Origin of the sequence: Oricola indica (genome assembly GCF_965227485.1) — a bacterium.
GTDB classification, from domain to species: Bacteria; Pseudomonadota; Alphaproteobacteria; order Rhizobiales; family Rhizobiaceae; genus Oricola; species Oricola indica.
Genome location: NZ_OZ245747.1, coordinates 2,942,987 through 2,963,640 on the forward strand (window position 1 = coordinate 2,942,987; position 20,654 = coordinate 2,963,640).

The window sequence follows — 20,654 nt, forward strand, 5'->3', positions numbered from 1 at the left end:
CACGTCAGCCCGCCTCGCACCCGTAGAAGCCGCGGTAGCCCACGCTCAGCCCCTCATCGAGTTCGAACACGAGCTCCGCGTTCTGGCGCCAATCGGCCTCGTCGCCGAGCGGCTGCACCGTGATCGTGGTGCCGGGCGCCGAGTACGTCGTCGCACCCTCCTGCGAACCTCCCTCCGCCTCCAGAGAGATCAGGACGCCGTTCAGCTTCACCGCAGCCCCGCCGCCTTCGCTCGCCCAGAGGATCGGATCGGATTCGGGGCTGCGGTTGAACGTGCAGGGAGCAGGCGCCCCGAGCACCCGGTCGGCCTCGGCTTCCGGCATCGGCGCGAGGTCGAGCCCGCTGATGAGGGTGTTCGAAAGCGCGTCCTCGACGCTGCCCGGCTCGGCCGGCGGGTCCTGATAGATGCTCTCCACCACGTTCCCGGCGGACACCTCGGCGATCAGGTAGCGCATCTCCGCGATCTCGCGGCGCTGCGCCTCGATGATTTCGTCGGCGAGGTGGCGAACGCGCGGATCGCGGATTTGCGCCCGCTCAGAGGTCATGATCGCGATCGAGTGGTGCGGGATCATTGCCCGCATGTAGCTCGGACCCGAGACCGTGACCTGGCTGCGCACCAGCCAGAGCGACAGGGCAAAGACGATGATCGCGCCGACGAAGATCGCGATGTTCAGGCCCTTGTTCGAGTACATCCCGAGCATGTAGGCGAGCATGATGACGGCCATCGTCGCCCCCATCATGATCGCCATATAGGTACGTGTCTCCGAGAAGAAGACGTGTTCCCAAGCGTAGGTGTTGAGGTACATCAGGATGAACATCACCACTGTGGAAGTGAGGATCATCAGGCCGAAACGGATATAGGACATGTCGCGACTTCCTGCTCGTTCTGCAATCTGCTTGAGGGCAACTGGGCAGTCGCATCTGCCAACGCAGAACTCGGCGGGCGTCCGGAGACGCAGCCCAATACCCCAAGGGGGTATGATTCAACACGCGATGGCCTGTGAGGTTCCGAGGAACCCTTCCGCACAAAGCTCGGTTCCCCCGTATCGTAGCAAGAGACCAGCCCGCCATGAAGGATCGAAAGCAAGCAGCCATCCAACGACTGGCGCGCCTCGAAGGGCAGGTACGCGGGGTTGCGCGCATGATCGAAGAAGATCGCTACTGCATCGACATTCTCAATCAATCCCTGGCGATCCGATCGGCACTTTCGCAGGTCGAAATTCTAATCCTGCAGGATCACGCGGATGACTGCGTGGACAATGCGATCCTCTCACAAGATCCCGACGTGCAGCGTCGCAAGTTCAAGGAGCTTGTGGAAGTGTTCGAGAAAGTTTGCCGGTAGCCGGGAAGGGTGCAAAAAAAATACACATTTACAGTAACTTAGAGTGGAGAAGGTTGGATGTCAGGCCCATCCCCTCCGCCACTTGCCCCTGCGAATGCGTTCTCCCGATCTTGCCCGCGCCGGTACAGGTATGACCTTTCTGGCGGCCTGGGTGCAGACGAGCCGAGACATCTTATTACCGAGCCGCAGGGGTGGTGCGTGCACTCAACATGCGCCTGAACAGGACCGATAGGAGACTTGCTATAACGGCAAGTATGGCAGCGGTCGTCAGAGCCGATTTCAAGATCGTCGCTGTGCTTGCGGCCTTTACCAGCGCAAGGTCTGGCTCTGATCCAGTCAGCAGCATGAGGCTTATGCCCAGGTTTTCCAGATAGTCGAAAGTTGCGGCCAGGATAGCCAAGGCTCCGCCTATCCTGGTCATCAGCGTCGGCCCGAACCTGAAGGAGCGCCATCGAAGTGCCGAAATCAGGGTCAGCGCCAGCAAAGCGGGGTAGAGCGTATCCAGAGGGATCTGCCGCGTGAGATAATAGTGGCGCCCGGTCCCACCGAGTGCTTCCAGCAGACCTACGGCGTCAGCCGGTGAGTACCCTGAGGGCCGCAGATCGAATGGCAGCGCGCCTGCAAGATCGTTCAGATAGCTGAGCGTGCCCAGTACCATGACAAGATAGATGATCGCGGCGCCCAGCCCGAACAGGATTGTGGCCTTGCCGCTGTGATCGATTTTCATGAGAAGAACTCCTTTCGCATTTGAAGTATGCCTAGCTGGCAGGAGCGCCTTGCTTGCGAGGCATTGTCTTTTGTTAACGGGACGCGAGAAATGCAGATCGCAAGCAGCTTTGAACGGGACCGACGGATTTTCGGTGATCTGACCGCCGCCGATGCACGCGCCTTGGCCGGGGCGTTCGAGGCGAAACGACTTCCGAAAACCTACTTCCTCGCCCGGCAGGGTGAGCCAGATGCGATGGAATACATTCTGTTGTCAGGGAAGGTGGTCAGTCTGATTGGTGACGCCGATGGGCGCGAAGTGTGCGTTGGCTTTTTTGTTGGGCCGTGTGTAATCACGCCCAATCTGGCGCGCGCCGCCGACGGCAAGTCCCTTGTCAGCTTGAGACTGGAGTCAGATGGGCAGGCCGCTTCGGTATCGGCCGCGGCCCTTCTGGAACTGATGCGCGGTTCGTCAGCGATCGAGGAGTGGGCAAATGCAGTCCTGCGTGCCGAACTTGAGCGAAAGACAAGCCGGGAATGGAGCCTCGCCGCGCTCAAAGCCAGGGACCGGCTGGAGTGGTTTCGTCGCCACTATCCTGATCATGAAGCCCTGTTTGCTCACAGTCAGATTTCGTCGTTCCTGGGAATGACGCCCGTGACGCTGAGCCGACTGCGAAATCCGAGCAGATAGACGCAGCCTCTCTTCAGAGGCGTGCAGGTTTGTGTGCTTTCGAAAGCCCTGCAAATCCGCCGCGAGACGTCATCTTGTCCCCAGGGCTTCGTCCACATCGCGGATCGAGTCGTCGAGCAGGACTTCCATGCGCTGGCGGGCGAGGTCCGGTTCCTGCCGGGCGATCGCGTCCAGAACATCGCCATGCTGTTCGAGGCGCGCCTGCTTGATGACCGCGACGGCGGCGCCCCGCCAGCTCAGGCGAAAGGTGCTGATCATCGCCGCGTGGATGAGCGCGCTGAATGCTCCGATGAAGTGATTGTGGGTGGCGAAGAGGATTTCGAGGTGAAAGCGCAGGTCGGCCTGCACCAGTTCCGCCTCGTCGTGGGCCTTGATGGCCATGTCCCGGTAGGCACTCTCGATTTTCGCCAGTTCGTCCTCACTCCGGATCTTGGCGGCGAGCGCCGCTGCGGGCGGCTCGACCATGCGGCGCAAGGCATAGAGATCCATGGCGATCTCGTTCGGCGACTTGGTCTGCAAATGCCAACCCAGGACCTCGGGATCGAGCATGTTCCAGAATGCGGGCGGGCGAACGCTGGTGCCAACCTTCGGGCGTGCGACAATCATGCCCTTGGCGGAGAGCTTGCTGTAGGCTTCGCGCAGCGCCGTCCGCGACACGGCGTAGCGCTTGAGCATCGACGCCTCGTCCGGCAGACGCGTTTCAGGCGGGAAGGTTCCGCTGACGATTTCGCGGCCCAATCGATCGAGAACGCCCAGTCCCGCGCCGCCGTTTGGATCGGAGAGCACATAAGCGCGATCGGAGATGGCTGTATCCAAGTTCTTTTCCGAATTTAGAGTGCGTGTCCTCGCCGAGATGGAGGCACAGATTATGCCGTAGCGGAATCAGGATGTCCCCCGCAAGTCGAACGAGCTGACGAGGAACCGGTGGAGGACAATGAAGGCGAACAGAAGGACGCCACTCGATATCAGAATCCAGGCGCTGTTCAGCGAACCGTGGAAGATGATCAATGTGGAGATCAGTCCGAGGATCATGCCGCCGAACAGCGTGCCCGCGACCATGCCGACGCCGCCGGTCAACAATGTTCCGCCCAAGACGACCGCGGCGATGGCCGAGAGCTCCAGCGTGGACCCGGCAAGCGGATAGCCGGATGATGTGTAGAGCGCGTAGACGACCCCTGCGAGCGCCGAATAGAAACCACCGATCGCGTAGATACCGATCGTCGTGCGACGGATATTGACACCCATCAGCCTGGCGGATTCCTTGTCCCCGCCGATCGCGTAGACGCTGTTTCCGAAGCGGGTGAAATGGGCGATGAAGATCGCGAGCGCGAGGCTTGCCAGCATCACGATCGCCGAACTTCGCAGGACGCCGCGTCCCGGCAGCGGGATTTTCGCCGACGCGTAGAGATCCACGAAGTCGTGGCGGATCGGAACGGACTCGAGCGTCACCATGAAACAGAGCCCGCGCAACAGGAACAGACCCGCCAGCGTGACGATGAAGGGCTGAATATCGCAGAAGTCGATGATGAACCCCTGCAGCGCGCCATAGAGGATACCGAAACAGATCATCAGGGCGGCCGCGGCGAGCGGATGCCAGCCCATGCGGTCGAGAACGGCCATGCACACGCCGACCAGCCCAATCATCGAGCCGATCGACAGATCGATGCCGCCCGAGAGAATGACGAAGGTCGCGCCTATCGCGGCGATGATGATGAAGGCGTTGTCGGCGAGGATGTTGCCGAGAACCAGCGTCGACAGGAAGTTGTTGTACATCGCGCCGCCGGTCACGAAGAGCGCGACGAAGACGGCGATGGTGGCGGCGAGTGGCAGATACTTCTTGTTCATGACGGCTTCCTCGAGACCAGGCCGCGAATGGCGTTTCGAGCATTGGCGGACTGGAGGAACAGGACGCTCAGCACGACGAGCGCCTTGATGATCAGGTTGTATTCCGGCGGCAATCCGGAGATCAGTGTCGCTGTCGTCAGCGCCTGGATCACCAGCGCTCCGATAACGGTCATGCCGAGATAGATGCGCCCGCCGGCGAGCGACCCGCCGCCGATGACAACGGCCAGGATCGCGTCAAGCTCGATGTAAAGCGCCACGGATACCGGGTCCGACGTGTGGGTGTCGGCCGTCATGATGATCCCTGCCCAGGCGGAAAGAAGTCCGCACAGGACATAGGCGACGAACACGATGACCCGCGCATTGACGCCGGCGAGATTGGATGCCGCCGCGTTGCCGCCGACGGACTCGACGAAGAGGCCGAGCGCGGTGCGGCGGATCAAAAGCCACAGAGCGAGAAATATGCCGGCGGCGAGGACCAGCCGGGTCGGGATCAACCAGATGCTTCCGGTCGACAATCCCTGCAGGAACGCGCTCTCGAAGCTCGGATCGGTCCCGCCGTAGAGGAGATTGATCAACATGCCGATGCCGCGCCCCGACACCATCAGGATCAGCGTGGCGATGATCGGCTGAATTCCCAGCGCGGCGACGAGGAAGCCGTTCCACATGCCGCACAGAATACCGGCGGCAAGCGCGGTGAAGAGGATCGTGACATGCGGATCGCCCATCTTGATGCGCCACACGATCACAGCGCCCACAATGGCAATGATCGATCCGACGGACAGGTCGATGCCCCGCGTCCCGATCACGACGGCCATGCCCAGCGCGACAAGCGCCGTCGGCACGGCTCTGTACAGGATGTCGATCAGATTTCCGAAAAGCCGACCCTCGACGATGCGAATCTCGTAGAAGTTCGGCGATATGAACCCGGCGACGATCAGGATGAGCGCCAGCGCGAGCAGCGGCCATATGGCCCGGCTCTGCGCCATCGCCTTGATCCGACCGGGCGCGGAATGCTCCGCCGTGCTGTCAGTGCTGGCCACCGTCTTCCCCCGCTATCATCCGGATGATGTTGTCTCGCTTGATATCCTCGCCGGCGATTTCCCCGATCTTGCGACGGTCGCGCATGACCGCGACGCGATCGGACGCTGCGACGATCTCATCCAGTTCCGAAGACGCGACGAGGAGCGCCATGCCGTCCTCGCAGAGCCTGCGGATCAACATGATGATTTCGGCATGCGCGCCCACATCGATGCCGCGTGTCGGCTCGTCGAGGAGGAGTATCTCGGGTTTCGAGGCGAGCGCTCGCGCCAGCACGACCTTTTGCTGATTGCCGCCGGAGAGTTGCCGAACCGGCTTCTCCGCATCCGGCGTGGCGATGGCCAAAGCGTCGATCATCTCGCTGGCGAGCCGTTCCTGCTGCTTGCGCGGGACCCGGCGCAGCCATCCGTTCTTGGCCTGCATCGACAGCATGATGTTTTCGCGGATGCTCAGATCGCCGACAAGGCCCTCGGCCTTGCGATCTTCGGGACAGAACGCGATGCCGGATTCAAGCGACTGCCGGGGCGTGTTGCGTCCGACATCCTTGCCGCCGACCTCGAGCGTCCCGCTGTCGGCGCGGATGGCGCCGAGAACGAGTTTCGTCAGTTCAGTGCGCCCGGAGCCCAGGAGCCCCGCCAGGCCGACCACCTCGCCGGCGTGCAGCATGAGATCGAAGGGCTCCAGCGTGCGCTTGCGGCCGATGCCGCGCGCGACGAGCTTTTCGGTGCCCTTCTCTTCGGACGCCTTGTGGGCGAATGTCGCCTCGACCTCTCCCAATTCGCGCCCGATCATCATCGAGATCAGCTCCTGGCGGGTAATGTCCGACGCCAATCCAGTTCCCACGAGGCCGCCGTTTCGAAGGACAGAGATGCGGTCGGAGATCTCGTAGACCTGGTCGAGGAAGTGGGTGATGAAGACGATCGCCATGCCGCGCGATTTCAGGTCGCGAAGAATCGAAAAGAGCGTCGCGGTTTCCTGCGCATCGAGGCTCGCGGTCGGCTCATCGAGAACGAGAACGCTCGTGTCGTCGTCGAGCGCATGCGCGATGGCCACGAGTTGCTGTACGGCGACCGAAAACGTGCCGACGGGCTGCTCGATATCGATATCCAGGTTGAGTCGCGCGAGTTTCTGACGCGCGGCCGCGCGGGTCTTGCGCCACGAAATGATTCCGAACGCGCCTTCCGAGGGACCGAGTGCGAGGTTCTTCGTCACCGACATTGCCGGGATCAGGTTGACCTCCTGATACACGGTGGAGATGCCGCTCGTCTGGGCTTCGCCGGTGGACCGGAAATCGACCGATTTTCCATCGAGGCGGATTTCGCCGGCGTCGCGATCCAACGCACCGGTCAGGATCTTGATGAGGGTGGATTTGCCGGCGCCGTTTTCGCCAAGCAAGGCGTGGATTTCGCCCGGATAGAGCGTGAGATCGACACCGGATAGCGCGCGGACGCCCGGAAAAGATTTGCCTATCGCGCGCATCTCGACACGCGCAGCGGGACCAGCGGAAGCGTTCATTGGTTCAGTCACCTTTGCACAAGGTCGGTACGGCAGCCGCAAGATGCGGCGTGCAGCGGCGCCCCGCGAACGGGGCGCCGACCTTCATGGATTCAGCGGCAATGCCGAAACCTAGTCAGCGGTGTGCAGGTCACCGGGGATGACGATCCACTTGTCGAGTTCGGTCGGGTTCTTCAGGTAGTCGAGGACCACCGGATAGATGAACTCGCCGACCGCCGAGCGCAGTTCGACCGAGGCATTGGCCTCGCCGGCGTCAAGCGCGTCCTTGATCGCGGGGACGTAGTCGACGGAAACCATCAGCACATCCTCGCCGGGCTTGAGGCCAGCTTCCTTCATTGCCTGGATCGCGCCAAGCTGCATGTTGTCGTTATGCGCGAAGGAAGCGCAAATGCCTTCGAGGTTGTTGGTCGACTTGATGAAGGCTTCCATCACCTTCTTGCCGCCATCCGTCGTGAAGTCGCCAGACTGGCTTGCGACGATTTCCATCGCCGGGAACTGGTCGAGAACGGCCTCGAAGCCACCCTTGCGCTCGATGGCGGGTGCGGAACCGGTCGTGCCCTGGAGCTCGACCACCTTGCAATCGCCGAGCGATTCGGCCGCGAGCCATGCGCCGGCCAGCTTGCCCTCGAGGTTGAAGTCCGCGGAAATGCGCGTGACATAGAGCGACTTGTCCTCGACATCGACGTCACGGTCTACGAGGAAGACCGGAATTTCCGCTTCCTTGGCTTCGCGCAGCACCTGATCCCACCCGGTCACGACGACCGGCGCGATGATGATGGCGTCAACGCCCTGGGCGATAAAGGCGCGAACGGCCCGAAGCTGCTCTTCCTGCTTGCCCTGTGCGTTGGCGAATTTGAGATCGACGCCGTATTCCTTGGCGCTCTCCTGCATGTTTGCCGAGAATGCGGGGCGCCAGTCGCCTTCCGAGCCGACCTGCGAGAAGCCGATCGTCTGCGCCAAGGCGGTGCCTGACATGAAGGTGGTTGCGGCCAGCGCTGCGCCGGCAAGTGCGAATTTGCGTATCATAATATTTCCTCCCATGGATTCCGCCGGGAACCTCCTCCGAGGACAAGCCGGCGATGCATAATAATCGTATAGTAATATTATTAGATCGCCAACCGGGAATCGCCTTTCCGGGCGAAAAATCTTTCCAAATAACGTAATGAAATCAGTATATTGTTGGGAGATCGGTCGCGCATGAAAACGCTTCAAACCCGCGCGAAAAATCCTTTCGCGCGGTTTGTTGAGCAGATTTCAGCGGACGCCGCCGGAGGCGGCGCCCTATGGTCTGTCTTGCCTACTTCAGGTCGTCCGGCAGCAGTGCGTCCGGGATGTTCTGGAAACAGACGGGGCGCAGGAAGCGCCGAATGGACAGCGTGCCGACCGAGGTAGCTCCGAAATTGGTCGAGGCAGGATACGGGCCGCCATGCACCATGGAGTCGCAGACCTCGACGCCGGTCGGAAAACCGTTTGCGAGCAGACGGCCCGCCTTGCGTTCGAGGATCGGCATCAGCGTCTGGCTATCTGCGGTGTCCGCCGCGTCCATATGGATCGTGCAGGTGAGCTGGCCCTGCAGCGAACGGGCGATCGCCTGCATTTCGTCCAGATCCTTGACCGTGACGATCAGTCCGAGCGGACCGAAGACCTCTTCGCCGAGGGCATGATTGGCCAGCCAGTCCGCGCCGGACACGCGGTAAAGGTAAGGCGTCGCGTTGCGCAGGTCGCAGGTCGAGGTGAGCAGATCCTGCACGCCCGCGCTTGCGGCCACCCGGTCGCGGCCCGCGCGGTAGGCACCGGCGATGCCGTCGGTGAGCATGGTCTGCGCGCCGACCGGTTCCAACGCTTCAGTCACCGCGTTGCCAAATGCGTCGGCCTCCGGTCCGTCGATGATGACGGCGATGCCGGGATTGGTGCAGAACTGGCCCGCGCCCATGGTCAGCGATCCGGCCCAACCCTTGGCGATCTCCCCGCCCCGGGCCTTTACGGCATTGGACATCAGGAACATCGGATTGACGGAACCCAGTTCGCCGAAGAAAGGAATCGGCTCAGGGCGCGAGGCGCAGAGATCGAACAGCGCCCGCCCGCCGGCGAGCGAACCGGTGAAGCCGACGGCCCGGATCAACGGATGGGTCACCAGCGCCTGGCCGGTCTCGCGCGTGCCGCCCTGGACCAGCGAGAAGACGCCCGGATGAAGGCCGCATTTCTTGATCGCAGCATCAATCGCCTGCGCGACGATCTCGCCAGTGCCCGGATGGGCGGAATGGCCCTTGACCACGACCGGACATCCCGCTGCGAGCGCGGCCGCGGTATCTCCGCCGGCCGTCGAGAAAGCGAGCGGGAAGTTGGACGCACCGAAAACGGCAACCGGGCCGATCGGACGCTGGATCATGCGCAGATCGGGGCGCGGCAGCGGCTGACGGTCGGGCAGCGCTTCGTCATGCCGGCGGTCGAGGTAATCGCCCTTTAGAATGTGGCTTGCAAACAAGCGAAGCTGACCGGTCGTCCGTCCGCGCTCGCCTTCGAGCCTAGCCTCCGGCAAGCCGGTTTCGCTTGTGCCGATCGCGGTGATTTCCGCGCCACGTGCTTCGATCTCGTCGGCGATCGCGTTGAGGAACGCGGCCCGATCTTCCCGGCTGGAGTAGCCATAAGACACGAATGCGTCCTCGGCTGCCTTAACCGCCGCATCGACATGCGCCGGCGTACCAACCGCGAATTCATGTGCGTCGCCATGTGCCGGTTCCGACGAGAACGTCGCGTCGCCTGATTTCCATTCGCCTGCAATGAGGTGTTTGCCTGAAAGCATGTCCTATCCTTTAATTCTTCGAGTCACGTGGCTGTCGAGAGCCGGAACTGCGGCTCCGGTCGCCCCTTGAAGCCGCCATCGATCACGTAGGTGAAGCCCGAACCGGGGTCCGATGCGCGTGCGGCCTCGTCGTATCCTTCCCATGCGGTGGTCACAAGAAGCCGGTCGAGCCCCGGGCCGACGAATGCCGGGCAACTGGTCTGCGCCGCCGGAAGCTCGTAGGTGCGAACGGGCTGGCCATTTGGCGTGTAGCCGGAGACCGACCCACCACCCCATGCGGCATTCCACAATACACCATCGGCATCTGTGACCGAACCGTCGAAATGGCCACCGAGGGGAAGGTCCTTCTCGTGGAGAAACGGTTCCGGCTCGCCGGAGGGCAGACCCGTTCGGGCGTCGACCCCTACCCGCCATATGGTATTGACTGCCGTATCCGCAAAATAGGCGGTCCGCCCGTCCGGAGCAAAGCAGATGGAGTTCGGAATCGTGATCTTGCGAAAGAGCGGGCGCAGATCGGCGCCATCGAACCAGTAGATCGCGCCGGCCTGCCATTCGGCCCTCTTTCCCATCGTGCCGATCCACAGATTTCCCGACGGGTGTACGCGTCCATCATTGGAGCGCGTGGCGGAATTGTCCGCTTCCAGTGGCGCCAGAAGCGACAATGCGCCGTCCGCGAGATCGCGAAGGTAGAGCCCATCTTCCATGGCGAGCAATTGCCGGCCGTCATCCGTCCCCGCGACGACCGAAGCCATGCGCGGAAGCGCATGTTCGCTTGTCTCGCCTGCGGAAAAGCGATGTTCGAACAGCGTCTTGCCGACGATATCGAACCACCACGCGGTATCCGCCTGCGGATCGTAATACGGGCCTTCACCGAGTTCGCAGCGACCGGCGGGAAGCTTCTGGGTTGTTGCCATGGTGATCGTCACGATCCCGGAACCCCTCTACTTGCCCCATTTCAGCGCGAGCACATCGAGATCGCGCGCAAGGGACAGAAGACGATCGCGCGTGCGTTGCGACATCGGCTTGAGGGGATGGCGCACATAATCGCTGGCAATCACGCCGCCCTCCATGAACACGGTCTTGGCGGCGCGAAGGCCGCATTGGCGGTTCTCGTGGTTGATCAGCGGCAGGCACAGTTTCCAGTGCTCCAGCGCCGCCTCGTTGTTGCCCGCGAGGTATTCGGTGACGATTGGGCCGATCTTTTCCGGGAACATGGCGGAGGTCATCGTTCCGGTTGCGCCCGCATCGAGGTCCGCGAGAAGCGTGACCGCCTCCTCGCCGTCGAAGGGGCCGTCAATGTGATCGCCGGCGGCGTCGATCAGCGCGGCCAGCTTGTCGGCGGCGAAGGGACACTCGATCTTGAAATAGGAAACGTTCTCCAGTTCGCGCGCCATGCGTGCCAGCAGATCGATTGTCAGGTTCACGCCCGACAATGGTGCGTCCTGCACCATGATCGGTATCGAGATCGCGTCGTTGACCGCCTGGAAATGCTCGAAGATACCCTGCGGGGCAGCCTGCAATGCCGCGCCGTGATAGGGCGGCATCATCATGACCATGGCCGCGCCCATGCTTTCGGCATCCTTTGCGCGGCGTACGACAAGATCGGTCCAGAAGTGACTGATGGTCACGATGATCGGCACGCGACCGGCGGCGTGTTCGAGGCTGAGGCGCATGAGGAGCGCGCGTTCCTCATCCGAAAGAAGAAACTGTTCGGAATAGTTGGCGAGGATGCAGATCGCATCGACCCCCTGATCGATCATGCAATCGATGACGCGGCGCATGCCGTCCTCATCGACCTTGCCGTCGGCGTGAAATGGCGTTGGCGCCACCGGGAGGATGCCGGAAAGGGCCTTTTTCAATTCAATTCTCCTGCAGTTCCGTTTGGTGCATCGGCGATGCCGAAAGATTCAAGCCGGGCGGTATCGATGCGGTCGGGTGTCGGCGTTTCCATGCTCACTGTCCCGTCACCAGTCGAAAGGCTCGACAGCGACGCGGTGCCCCAACAGGAAAGCGTCGGCGACATGGATCATCGGAGCGAGATCCATATCCGTCCCGCCGGTTCGCACAAGCTCCGCCATCCTGGCGTAGAGGCGCGGATATTCTCCGTGCAGAGGATTGCCGTCCGTGTCTTTGCCCGCATGGATTTCACCATCGATCGAAAGCGTCGCGCCGCCTTCGGAAAGCACGAGCGTGCCTTCGTCGGTCTCCGCTTCAATAGTCCAGATCTGGTCTCCGTCCTGTCTCCAGTCGAACACCGCGGACATTTCCGCGCCGTGCGGATGCGCGAAGTCGAGCGATGCGGCGATCGGCGTGCCGCGATTTTCGGGAAATTCGAGAACGGCTTTGGTCAGGTGAACCGGGTCCGGCAGGATTTCCGTGACGATGGACAAGGCATTGATGCCCGGATCGAAGATGCCGAGGCCACCGGGATCCCAAATCCATTCCTGGCCCGGATGCCAGCGGCGTACATCCTCTTTCCAGACCACCTTGAGCGACCGGAGACGCTTGTTCTTCAGCCATTCCTTCGCCGCGCCGACCCGCGCAGCCTCGCGGGAATGCCAGGTCGAGTAGATGGAAACCCCTGCCCGTTTCGCCATAGCGCCGAGCGTATGGCATTCGGCGAGTGTCGCGCCCGGCGGCTTTTCCAGCATGACATGCCGGCCGGCCTTCAGCGCCGATGACGCATAGGCGAAGCGCGGTACAGGCGGCAGACACAGCGAGATGACCTCGATGTCGCGGCGCGCATCGAGGAGCGTGTCCATGTCCGTGAAGGCTTCGACACCATCCACCGTTCCATGGCGGGACACCGTCGCCGCGAGTTCCCAGTCGGGCGACGCTTCAATCGAGGGAACGTGCTGATCGCGCGCGATCTTGCCGATTCCGACCAGAGCTATCTTCGTGCTCATCAGTGCGAGTCCCTTCCGACGGGCGCGCCGCGGCACCCTCTCAGGAAGTCGAGGTCCGCGCCCGTATCCGCGCCCTGCACATGGGTCTGGTGCAGCCACTCATATCCGGATGTCGGACGGTCGGCGGGTTCGGACCACTGCGCCAGGCGCGCCGCGAGCTCTTCGTCGGAGATGTCGAGGCGAATATGCCGGCCCGGAACATCGATTTCGATCATGTCGCCATTGCGAACAACAGCCAGCGGGCCGCCGGTCGCCGCTTCCGGCGAGGTATGCAATATCACCGTTCCGTAGGCCGTGCCTGACATGCGCGCATCGGAGATGCGGACCATGTCGGTGATCCCCTTTTTCAGGATCTTCGGTGGCAGCCCCATATTGCCGACCTCGGCCATCCCCGGATAGCCCTTCGGGCCGCAGTTCTTCAGGACGAGAATGCAGGTCTCGTCGACATCGAGCGCGTCGTCGTTGATGCGGGCCTTGTAGTCGTCGATATCCTCGAAGACGACGGCGCGACCGCGGTGCTGCAGGAGATGCGGCGACGCGGCGGATGGCTTGATGACGGCCCCTTTCGGCGCGAGATTGCCCTTGAGGACGGCGATGCCGCCCTGTTGCGTCAGGGCTTTTTCCACCGGGAGGATGACGTCCTCATTGTGGTTCACGACATCCTTCACCTGATCCCACATCGTCTCCCCGGAGACTGTGAGCGCGTCCTTGTGCAGCAGCCCGGCCTCGCCGAGGCGCTTCAGCACGACAGGCAGGCCGCCGGCATAGAAGAACTCCTCCATCAGGTATTTGCCCGACGGCATGAGGTTGACGATGGTCGCGACATCACGGCCGCAACGGTCCCAATCGTCCAGCGAAAGGTCGATGCCGACACGCCCGGCAATCGCCAGCAGGTGGATGACCGCGTTGGTGGACCCGCCGATTGCGCCGTTGGTGCGGATCGCATTCTCGAACGCGTTTTTCGTCATGACGTCGGAAGGTTTGAGGTCGTCCTTGACCATTTGCACGATGCGCCGGCCGGACAGTTGCGCCATGACCCGGCGCCGGCTGTCGACGGCCGGGATCGCGGCGTTTCCGGACAGCGCCATGCCGAGCGCCTCGGACATGGAGGCCATCGAGGACGCCGTGCCCATCGTGTTGCACGAGCCGGGCGACCGCGACATCGAGGCTTCCGCCTCGAGAAAATCCTCGGCCGTCATTTCTCCGGCTTTCACCGCCTCGGAGAATTTCCAGAGATGCGTTCCCGATCCGACCCGCTCGCCCCGGAAATAGCCATTCAGCATCGGGCCGCCGGTCACCACGATGGAGGGCATGTCGGTTGACGCTGCGCCCATCAAAAGGCTCGGGGTGGTCTTGTCGCAGCCGACGAGCAAGACGGCGCCGTCCATCGGCTGGCCGCGCATCGCCTCCTCGACCGCGAGGGCCGCAAGGTTGCGGAACATCATCGCCGTCGGACGAAACGAACTCTCCGCTGCCGAGAAGACGGGGACTTCAACCGGGAAGCCGCCGGCCTCGTAGATGCCGTTCTTCACGCGCTCTGCGAGATCGCGCAGATGTGCGTTGCACGGCGTCAGTTCGGACCATGTGTTCAGGATGCCGATCACCGGACGCCCGTCGAACATGTCGTGCGGGAAACCCTGGTTCTTCATCCAGCCGCGATGATAAATCTGGTCGCGTCCCGTGCCGCCGAACCATTCCTGCGAACGAAGCCTGCGGGGCCATTGGGCGGGTTTGAAACTCATACTCATCAACCCTGCTTCTGTTTGTTGTAAACATCGAAGACGACCGCCGCGAGCAACACGAGGCCCTTGATCATCTGTTGATAGTCGATGCCGATACCCATGATCGACATGCCGTTGTTGAGGACTCCCATCAGGAACGCGCCGACGACCGCGCCGACGATCGTGCCCACGCCGCCGGACATCGAGGCGCCGCCGATAAAGACCGCTGCGATAACGTCGAGTTCCAGCGCGAAGCCGGCTTTCGGCGTCGCCGTGTTCAGCCGTGCGGCGAAGACAAGGCCCGCCGCCGCGGCGAGAATGCCCATATTGACGAAGGCGAGAAATGTCAGGCGTTCCGTCTTGATGCCGGAGAGCTTGGCGGCCTTGGCGTTACCGCCCAGCGCATAGATCCTGCGGCCGATCACGGTGTTCTGGGTCAGGAATGCGTAGATGATCGTCAGCACGCCCATTGTCAGAAGCACATTGGGCAATCCCCGGAAGGTCGAGAGCTTGTAGGTTATGAAGATGATCGCGGCCGCGACGATGGCGTTGCGCGCGACAAAGAAGCTGCGCGGCTCGTCGACAATGCCGTAGGAGCGGTTCCGCGCGCGCTGGCGCAGCCCGATCCAGACCAATGCGGCCGCCGCCAGGATGCCGAAGCCGAGCGCCAGCACATTCAGCCTGCGCACATCGAACACGCCGGCCAATGCTTCACCCATGCCGGTGGGGAAAATGTCGGCGACGAAGCCGTTTGCGATCACCTGGAACTCTCTCGGGAACGGCCCGACCGATTGACCTTCGAGCAGCCAGAGCGACAGTCCGCGAAAGACGAGCATGCCCGCCAGCGTGACGATGAAGGACGGTATCTTCCAGTAGGCGATCCAGTAGCCCTGGGCGGCGCCGATAAGGCCGCCGGCGATGAGGCAGACGATGATTGTCAGGAAGACCGACTGGTCCCAGTTCACGATCATCACGGCCGCGAGCGCGCCGATGAAGCCCATCACCGAGCCGACCGAAAGGTCGATGTTACCCGACACGATGACCACGAGCATGCCCAGCGCCATGATGACGATGTAGCTGTTCTGGAGCAGCAGGTTGGTGACGTTGACCGCGCGCAACAGGGTCCCGTCGGTCACGATCTGGAAGAACGCCATGATGGCGATCAATGCGAAAAGGAGCCCGTATTCGCGCAAATGCGAAGAGAGGTAATCGCGAACGCTCCTGCCCGACTCCGCCTTTTCGGCGCGTTCGCTGCTTTGAACCGCAGTCACGTCTTTCTCCCTACTCGTTGACAATGAGCGACATGATGCGCTCCTGGCTCGCTTCCGCAGCGGTGAGTTCGCCGACCAGCGCGCCTTCGTTCATCACATAGATCCGGTCACACATTCCGATGAGTTCCGGCATTTCGGACGAGATCATCACGACGCCTTTTCCTTCGGCGGCGAGTTCGTTGATGATCGTGTAGATCTCGTATTTCGCGCCGACATCGATGCCGCGCGTCGGTTCGTCGAGGATCAGCACGTCCGGCCTCGTGTTCAGCCATTTGGCGAGCACGACCTTCTGCTGGTTTCCGCCGGAGAGGTTGACCGCTTTCTGGAAGACCGTCGGTGTGCGTATCGCCAACGCGTCGCGGTACTTTTCCGCGACCCGGGTTTCCTCGTTGCGATTGAGGACGCCACCCGAGGAGACACTCTCGAGATTGGCGAGCGTTGTGTTGAACCGCACGGTTTCGTCCAGCACGAGGCCCAGCGATTTGCGGTCTTCCGTAACATAGGAAATGCCGGCGTCGATGGCGCGTGGGACTGTGCCGACATCGACCGGATTGCCGCGCAGCCTTATCTCGCCCGTTATGTTGCGGCCGTAGCTGCGGCCGAAGATCGACATGGCCAATTCCGTGCGGCCGGACCCCATGAGACCGGCGATGCCGACGACCTCACCGGAGCGCACGGTGAAGCACGCATCCTTGATGACGCGCCGGTCGGCGTGCTCCGGATGCCAGACGCTCCAGTTTTCGACTTCGAGCAGCACTTCGCCGGGCGAGCGCGCATGTTCGGGAAAGCGGTGCGTCATGTCGCGCCCGACCATGTCACGGACGATCCGGTCCTCGCCGAGACCATCCGCTGCATCGAGCGTCGAAATGGTGGTTCCGTCCCGGATCACGGTCACGGTGTCGGCGACATAACCGACTTCGCCGAGCTTGTGGGAAATGATGATGCAGGTGACGCCTTGCGCTTTCAGTTCCAGCATCAGGTCGAGCAGCTTGCGGCTGTCGTTTTCCTGCAAGGCGGCTGTCGGCTCGTCCAGGATCAGCAGCTTGACGTCCTTGGAGAGCGCCTTTGCGATCTCGACAAGCTGCTGCTTGCCGACGCCGATGCTGTCGACCTTGGAGGTTGGTGGTTCGTTCAGGCCGACCTTGGCGAGAAGCTCTTCCGTTCGCCGGTTCGTCTCGCGCCAGTCGATCACGCCACGAACGGCGCGCTCGTTGCCCAGGAAGATGTTCTCGGCGATCGACAGTTGCGGCACGAGTGCCAGTTCCTGGTGAATGATGATGATGCCGCGCGCTTCGCTGTCCCGAATATCGCGAAACGCGACAGGTTCGCCTTCGAAGACGATCTCGCCTTCGTAGCTGCCGGCGGGATAGACGCCGGACAGGACCTTCATCAGCGTCGATTTGCCGGCGCCGTTTTCGCCGCAGATCGCGTGGATCTCGCCCTGCCGAACGGCGATGCTCACCCGGTCGAGCGCCCGGACGCCCGGAAACTCCTTGGTGATCTCGCGCATTTCAAGAAGTGTGCTCATGGCGCACGAAAACTCGGGATGGTCGTTGGTTTTGTTTGCTCCTCCCCGCCGCTCTGGACGGCGAGGAGGAGCATGCTCGTTCAGGAAGAGATTACTTGATCTGATCCATCGTGTAGTAACCGCTTCCGATCAGGATTTCTTCCCAGTTGGATGCGTCGACAGACACCGGCTCGAGCAGGTAGGACGGCACCACCTTGACCCCGTTGTCATAGGTCTTGGTGTCGTTGATTTCCGGCTCGCCGCCTTCGAGAAGCGCATTGACCATGCCCACGGTGACACGGGCGAGTTCGCGCGTGTCCTTGAACACCGTCGAGTACTGTTCGCCGGCAAGGATCGACTTGACCGACGGCACTTCCGCGTCCTGACCGGTCACGATCGGCATCTGCTGGTCTCCCGAGCCGTAGCCGACGCCCTTGAGCGAAGACAGGATGCCGATGGACAGACCGTCATAAGGCGACAGGACACCATGCAACTGCGTGTCGGTGTAATGGGCCGAGAGAAGGTTATCCATGCGGGCCTGCGCCACCGCGCCGTCCCAGCGCAGCGTGCCAACCGTATCCATGCCCATCTGGCCGGATACGATGTTGATCTTGCCGTCGTCGATCAGCGGCTGGAGGACGCTCATCGCGCCGTCGTAGAAGAAGTATGCGTTGTTGTCGTCGGGCGAGCCGCCGAACAGCTCCACATTCCAGGCTTCGGCGTCCGGATAGCGTTCTTCCAGACCCTGGACCAGCGAATTGGCCTGCTGCACGCCGACCTTGAAGTTGTCGAACGTCGCGTAATAATTGACATCCGGGCTATCGCGGATCAGGCGGTCATAAGCGATGACCGGAATACCGAGCGCGGCGGCGTTTGCAAGGGCGTTGGAAAGCGTCGTGCCGTCGATGGCGGCGATCACGAGAGCATCGACCTCTTTCGTGATCATGTTCTCGATCTGCGCGAGCTGGTTCGGAATGTCATCCTCGGCATATTGCAGGTCGGCGCTGTAGCCGGCCGCCTCGAACTGCTCGACCATCGAGTTTCCATCCGAGATCCAGCGTGCGGACGATTTGGTCGGCATCGCGATGCCGATCGTGCCCTTGTCCTGCGCAATTGCCGGTGCGGCAAGCAGACCAGCGCCAAAGGCAAGCGCGGTCATTGCGGAAAGCAGTTTCCTCATGAAATCCTCCCAGGGAATAAGTGGCCGCCGGCAGATCCTCCTCGCAGGCGACGCTGTTTCGGGTGTCGAGTAACACCCGGCGCAAACGCTAATGCATCGCGAACTTGCGTATCAATTAATTAGATTGACAATCTGCATACCAACTTTGATATGCAAACTATGCAAAACTTGGCAAACCGCCTCCAGATACGCGATTTTCGTCTCGTCCAAGCCATCGCAAGCACCGGCCAGCTGGTGCTTGCCGCGGAACGGCTGGCGATCACGCAGCCCGCCGCATCGCGCATGCTGGCCAGTCTGGAAAAGCTGATCGGCGTTCCACTCTTCGTCCGTCACCCGAAGGGCATGACGCCGACACCGACCGGAGAGACGCTGGCCCGCAATGCGAATTCACTTCTCCACGGCCTGGATCTGACGCTTCAGGAAACCGAGGCGGCAATCTCCGGGCGCGCGGGGTCGGTGCGGGTCGGATCGGTGACCGGTGGCGCGGTTGGCTTCGTCGTCCCCGCCATTCAGCAGCTGAAGCGGATGGCCGAGGGCGCGGACATTCATGTCGATGTCGCGCCGAGCGATGTCCTGATCGGCGGATTGCTGAGCGGGGACTATGATTTCGTTCTGTCGCGCATCCCGCCGGGAACGGATGCGCGGCAATTCGCGGTGAAGCGCGGACGGGTAGAGATCATTCGGTTCCTGGTTCGCCGCGACCATCCGCTCACCCGCAGGGAAAAACTCACGATCGCGGATATGGAAGGATGGGAATGGGTTATCCAGGCGCCGCATACGCCGATGCGCCAGGCTGTCGAGGAGGTCTTCTTCTCGTCCGGCACCCCCCTGCCCTCCGAGATCGTGAACACGACGTCGCTGCTGGTCATGATCGGCTATCTCGATTCCACGGATGCCGTCGCACCGATCACCCGGGAGGTGGCGGAGCTCGTCGCGCCAAAGGGCGCACAGGGCCGCTTCGTCGCACTTGATCTCGACGAGCCGATCGTCATTCATCCGTATCATATGATATCGTTGAAGAGCCACACGTTGAGCCCGTTGGCGACACGGCTTCGCGACCTGATCCTGGATGGATTGTCGCTCTCAGGATAGGCGAAACGCGTTTCAGGCGCCCGCTCGTCACAGAAGGGTCGCGAGGCGCGGTTTGACAGACGTCAAGGCTTTTCGTGTTGTCCGCGGTCATGCTGCGGGACACCCATGAATCGGTGGTGGATGGGAGGCAGATACAGGCTCCGGCTCTCGCCACCGTTCAAGAAAGGCTGAAAGACATGGTTCCGAAAACACTTTTCATCGTGATGGATAGCGGGCAACCGACCGACAGCGTCGCGCGTGCGATTTCGCTCTGCCAGCAGAACGGCAGCCATCTTGCCGTGCTCGTCGTCGGGATTGCGCTTCCCGCCAGTGCGACCGCCTATGGTGCCGTGCCGGCGGATACATGGTCCGAGGAGCGCGAAAAGGGCCGTGCCGTTGCGGTGGCGAAAGCGTCCGACATCGAAGCGTTGATGGCCGAGGCCGGCGTCTCCGGCGATGTCTCGACCTATTACTGCGACGAAGGCCAGATAGCCGACATTGTCGGCATGCGCGCCCGCTATACGGATCTCGGTCTCTTCATGCCGACTTCCGATCAAGACAAGCGCCTCTCCGACAAGGCGCTGGAAGGTTTCGTCTATCAGAGCGCGCGCCCGTTCCTCGTCGCTCCTTCCGGTTGCGACCTGACCCTGAAGCCGAAACGGGTGATGATCGCGTGGAACGCGACACGCGAGGCCGCCAGGGCCGTCCACGATTGCATGGACATGCTCGGAAGTGCCGAGACGGTCCATGTGGCTCTTGTCGATCCGGTGGCGTCCGAATTCGACCAGGGCGAAGAACCCGGCAGCGATATCGCGGCGTATCTCGCCCGTCATGGTGCGAATGTCACCGTCGATGTCCTCGCATCGGCGGGTCGGAGCGTTGCGGATGCTCTCGTTCAGCATGCGACCGATCTCGATGTCGATCTGATTGTCGCGGGCGCCTATGGGCATTCGCGCCTGCGCGAATTCTTCTTCGGTGGTGCGACACGCGACTTGCTTGCCAATGAGCGCTTCACGGTGCTGATGGCGCATTGACGATCCGCCCTCTATGAAAGCGCACT

At 62.1% G+C, this 20,654-nt stretch carries 19 protein-coding genes; 4 read left to right on the forward strand and 15 right to left on the reverse strand.

Features of this window, described 5'->3' with window-relative positions; all coding sequences use genetic code 11:
* Positions 1-4: 4 nt before the first annotated feature.
* The gene (locus ACQK2M_RS14780) at positions 5-865 is read right to left on the reverse strand and encodes a DUF6692 family protein (RefSeq protein ID WP_163464901.1); all 861 of its coding nucleotides are present in this window, start codon (positions 863-865) and stop codon (positions 5-7) included.
* A 203-nt stretch (positions 866-1,068) separates the two neighbouring features.
* Here ACQK2M_RS14780 and ACQK2M_RS14785 point away from each other — a divergent pair, with 203 nt between their 5' ends.
* Positions 1,069-1,341, forward strand: coding sequence for a metal-sensitive transcriptional regulator (locus ACQK2M_RS14785; protein WP_163464902.1), 273 nt, complete (start codon positions 1,069-1,071; stop codon positions 1,339-1,341).
* Positions 1,342-1,516: 175 nt separating this feature from the next.
* On the opposite strand, the gene ACQK2M_RS14790 is transcribed toward ACQK2M_RS14785, so the two are convergent.
* The gene (locus ACQK2M_RS14790; RefSeq protein ID WP_425418411.1) at positions 1,517-2,068 is read right to left on the reverse strand and encodes a hypothetical protein; all 552 of its coding nucleotides are present in this window, start codon (positions 2,066-2,068) and stop codon (positions 1,517-1,519) included.
* A 90-nt stretch (positions 2,069-2,158) separates the two neighbouring features.
* Between ACQK2M_RS14790 and ACQK2M_RS14795 the strand changes: the two genes are divergently transcribed.
* Positions 2,159-2,737: a Crp/Fnr family transcriptional regulator gene (locus ACQK2M_RS14795; RefSeq protein WP_425418412.1), complete on the forward strand. Its 579-nt coding sequence runs from the start codon at positions 2,159-2,161 to the stop codon at positions 2,735-2,737.
* 69 nt (positions 2,738-2,806) lie between these two features.
* On the opposite strand, the gene ACQK2M_RS14800 is transcribed toward ACQK2M_RS14795, so the two are convergent.
* From ACQK2M_RS14800 to chvE, 13 genes are all read right to left on the reverse strand, one after another.
* Positions 2,807-3,553 carry a FadR/GntR family transcriptional regulator gene (locus ACQK2M_RS14800; protein WP_425418413.1) on the reverse strand — a complete coding sequence of 249 codons (747 nt, stop codon included), beginning with the start codon at positions 3,551-3,553 and terminating at the stop codon, positions 2,807-2,809.
* A 66-nt stretch (positions 3,554-3,619) separates the two neighbouring features.
* Positions 3,620-4,582, reverse strand: a complete 963-nt coding sequence (gene yjfF / locus ACQK2M_RS14805) for a galactofuranose ABC transporter, permease protein YjfF (RefSeq protein ID WP_425418414.1) — start codon at positions 4,580-4,582, stop codon at positions 3,620-3,622.
* Positions 4,579-5,622, reverse strand: coding sequence for an ABC transporter permease (locus ACQK2M_RS14810; protein ID WP_425418415.1), 1,044 nt, complete (start codon positions 5,620-5,622; stop codon positions 4,579-4,581). Before ACQK2M_RS14810 ends, yjfF begins: the two co-directional genes overlap by 4 nt.
* Positions 5,609-7,135 carry a sugar ABC transporter ATP-binding protein gene (locus tag ACQK2M_RS14815; protein ID WP_425418416.1) on the reverse strand — a complete coding sequence of 509 codons (1,527 nt, stop codon included), beginning with the start codon at positions 7,133-7,135 and terminating at the stop codon, positions 5,609-5,611. Before ACQK2M_RS14815 ends, ACQK2M_RS14810 begins: the two co-directional genes overlap by 14 nt.
* A gap of 111 nt (positions 7,136-7,246) precedes the next feature.
* Positions 7,247-8,164, reverse strand: coding sequence for an ABC transporter substrate-binding protein (locus ACQK2M_RS14820; RefSeq protein ID WP_425420051.1), 918 nt, complete (start codon positions 8,162-8,164; stop codon positions 7,247-7,249).
* A gap of 268 nt (positions 8,165-8,432) precedes the next feature.
* On the reverse strand, positions 8,433-9,938 hold the full coding sequence (locus ACQK2M_RS14825; protein ID WP_425418417.1) for an aldehyde dehydrogenase (NADP(+)): 1,506 nt from the start codon (positions 9,936-9,938) through the stop codon (positions 8,433-8,435).
* Positions 9,939-9,961: 23 nt separating this feature from the next.
* A complete protein-coding gene (locus tag ACQK2M_RS14830; protein ID WP_425420052.1) occupies positions 9,962-10,858 on the reverse strand; it encodes an SMP-30/gluconolactonase/LRE family protein in 897 nt (298 codons plus the stop codon).
* Between the two features lie 21 nt (positions 10,859-10,879).
* The gene (locus tag ACQK2M_RS14835) at positions 10,880-11,797 is read right to left on the reverse strand and encodes a dihydrodipicolinate synthase family protein (protein WP_425418418.1); all 918 of its coding nucleotides are present in this window, start codon (positions 11,795-11,797) and stop codon (positions 10,880-10,882) included.
* Between the two features lie 105 nt (positions 11,798-11,902).
* Entirely contained in the window at positions 11,903-12,847 is a 945-nt protein-coding gene (locus ACQK2M_RS14840; RefSeq protein WP_425420053.1) for a Gfo/Idh/MocA family protein, read from the reverse strand.
* Entirely contained in the window at positions 12,844-14,586 is a 1,743-nt protein-coding gene (araD, locus tag ACQK2M_RS14845; protein ID WP_425418419.1) for an L-arabinonate dehydratase, read from the reverse strand. The genes ACQK2M_RS14840 and araD overlap by 4 nt, the downstream gene beginning before the upstream one ends.
* 5 nt (positions 14,587-14,591) lie before the next feature.
* Positions 14,592-15,836 carry a multiple monosaccharide ABC transporter permease gene (mmsB, locus tag ACQK2M_RS14850; RefSeq protein WP_425418420.1) on the reverse strand — a complete coding sequence of 415 codons (1,245 nt, stop codon included), beginning with the start codon at positions 15,834-15,836 and terminating at the stop codon, positions 14,592-14,594.
* Between the two features lie 10 nt (positions 15,837-15,846).
* A complete protein-coding gene (gene mmsA / locus ACQK2M_RS14855) occupies positions 15,847-17,364 on the reverse strand; it encodes a multiple monosaccharide ABC transporter ATP-binding protein (RefSeq protein ID WP_425418421.1) in 1,518 nt (505 codons plus the stop codon).
* Positions 17,365-17,455: 91 nt separating this feature from the next.
* Positions 17,456-18,523 carry a multiple monosaccharide ABC transporter substrate-binding protein gene (gene chvE, locus ACQK2M_RS14860; RefSeq protein ID WP_223477768.1) on the reverse strand — a complete coding sequence of 356 codons (1,068 nt, stop codon included), beginning with the start codon at positions 18,521-18,523 and terminating at the stop codon, positions 17,456-17,458.
* Between the two features lie 159 nt (positions 18,524-18,682).
* Between chvE and ACQK2M_RS14865 the strand changes: the two genes are divergently transcribed.
* Positions 18,683-19,615, forward strand: a complete 933-nt coding sequence (locus ACQK2M_RS14865; protein WP_425418422.1) for a LysR family transcriptional regulator — start codon at positions 18,683-18,685, stop codon at positions 19,613-19,615.
* A gap of 176 nt (positions 19,616-19,791) precedes the next feature.
* The gene (locus ACQK2M_RS14870; protein ID WP_223477766.1) at positions 19,792-20,628 is read left to right on the forward strand and encodes a universal stress protein; all 837 of its coding nucleotides are present in this window, start codon (positions 19,792-19,794) and stop codon (positions 20,626-20,628) included.
* The last annotated feature ends 26 nt before the right edge of the window (positions 20,629-20,654 follow it).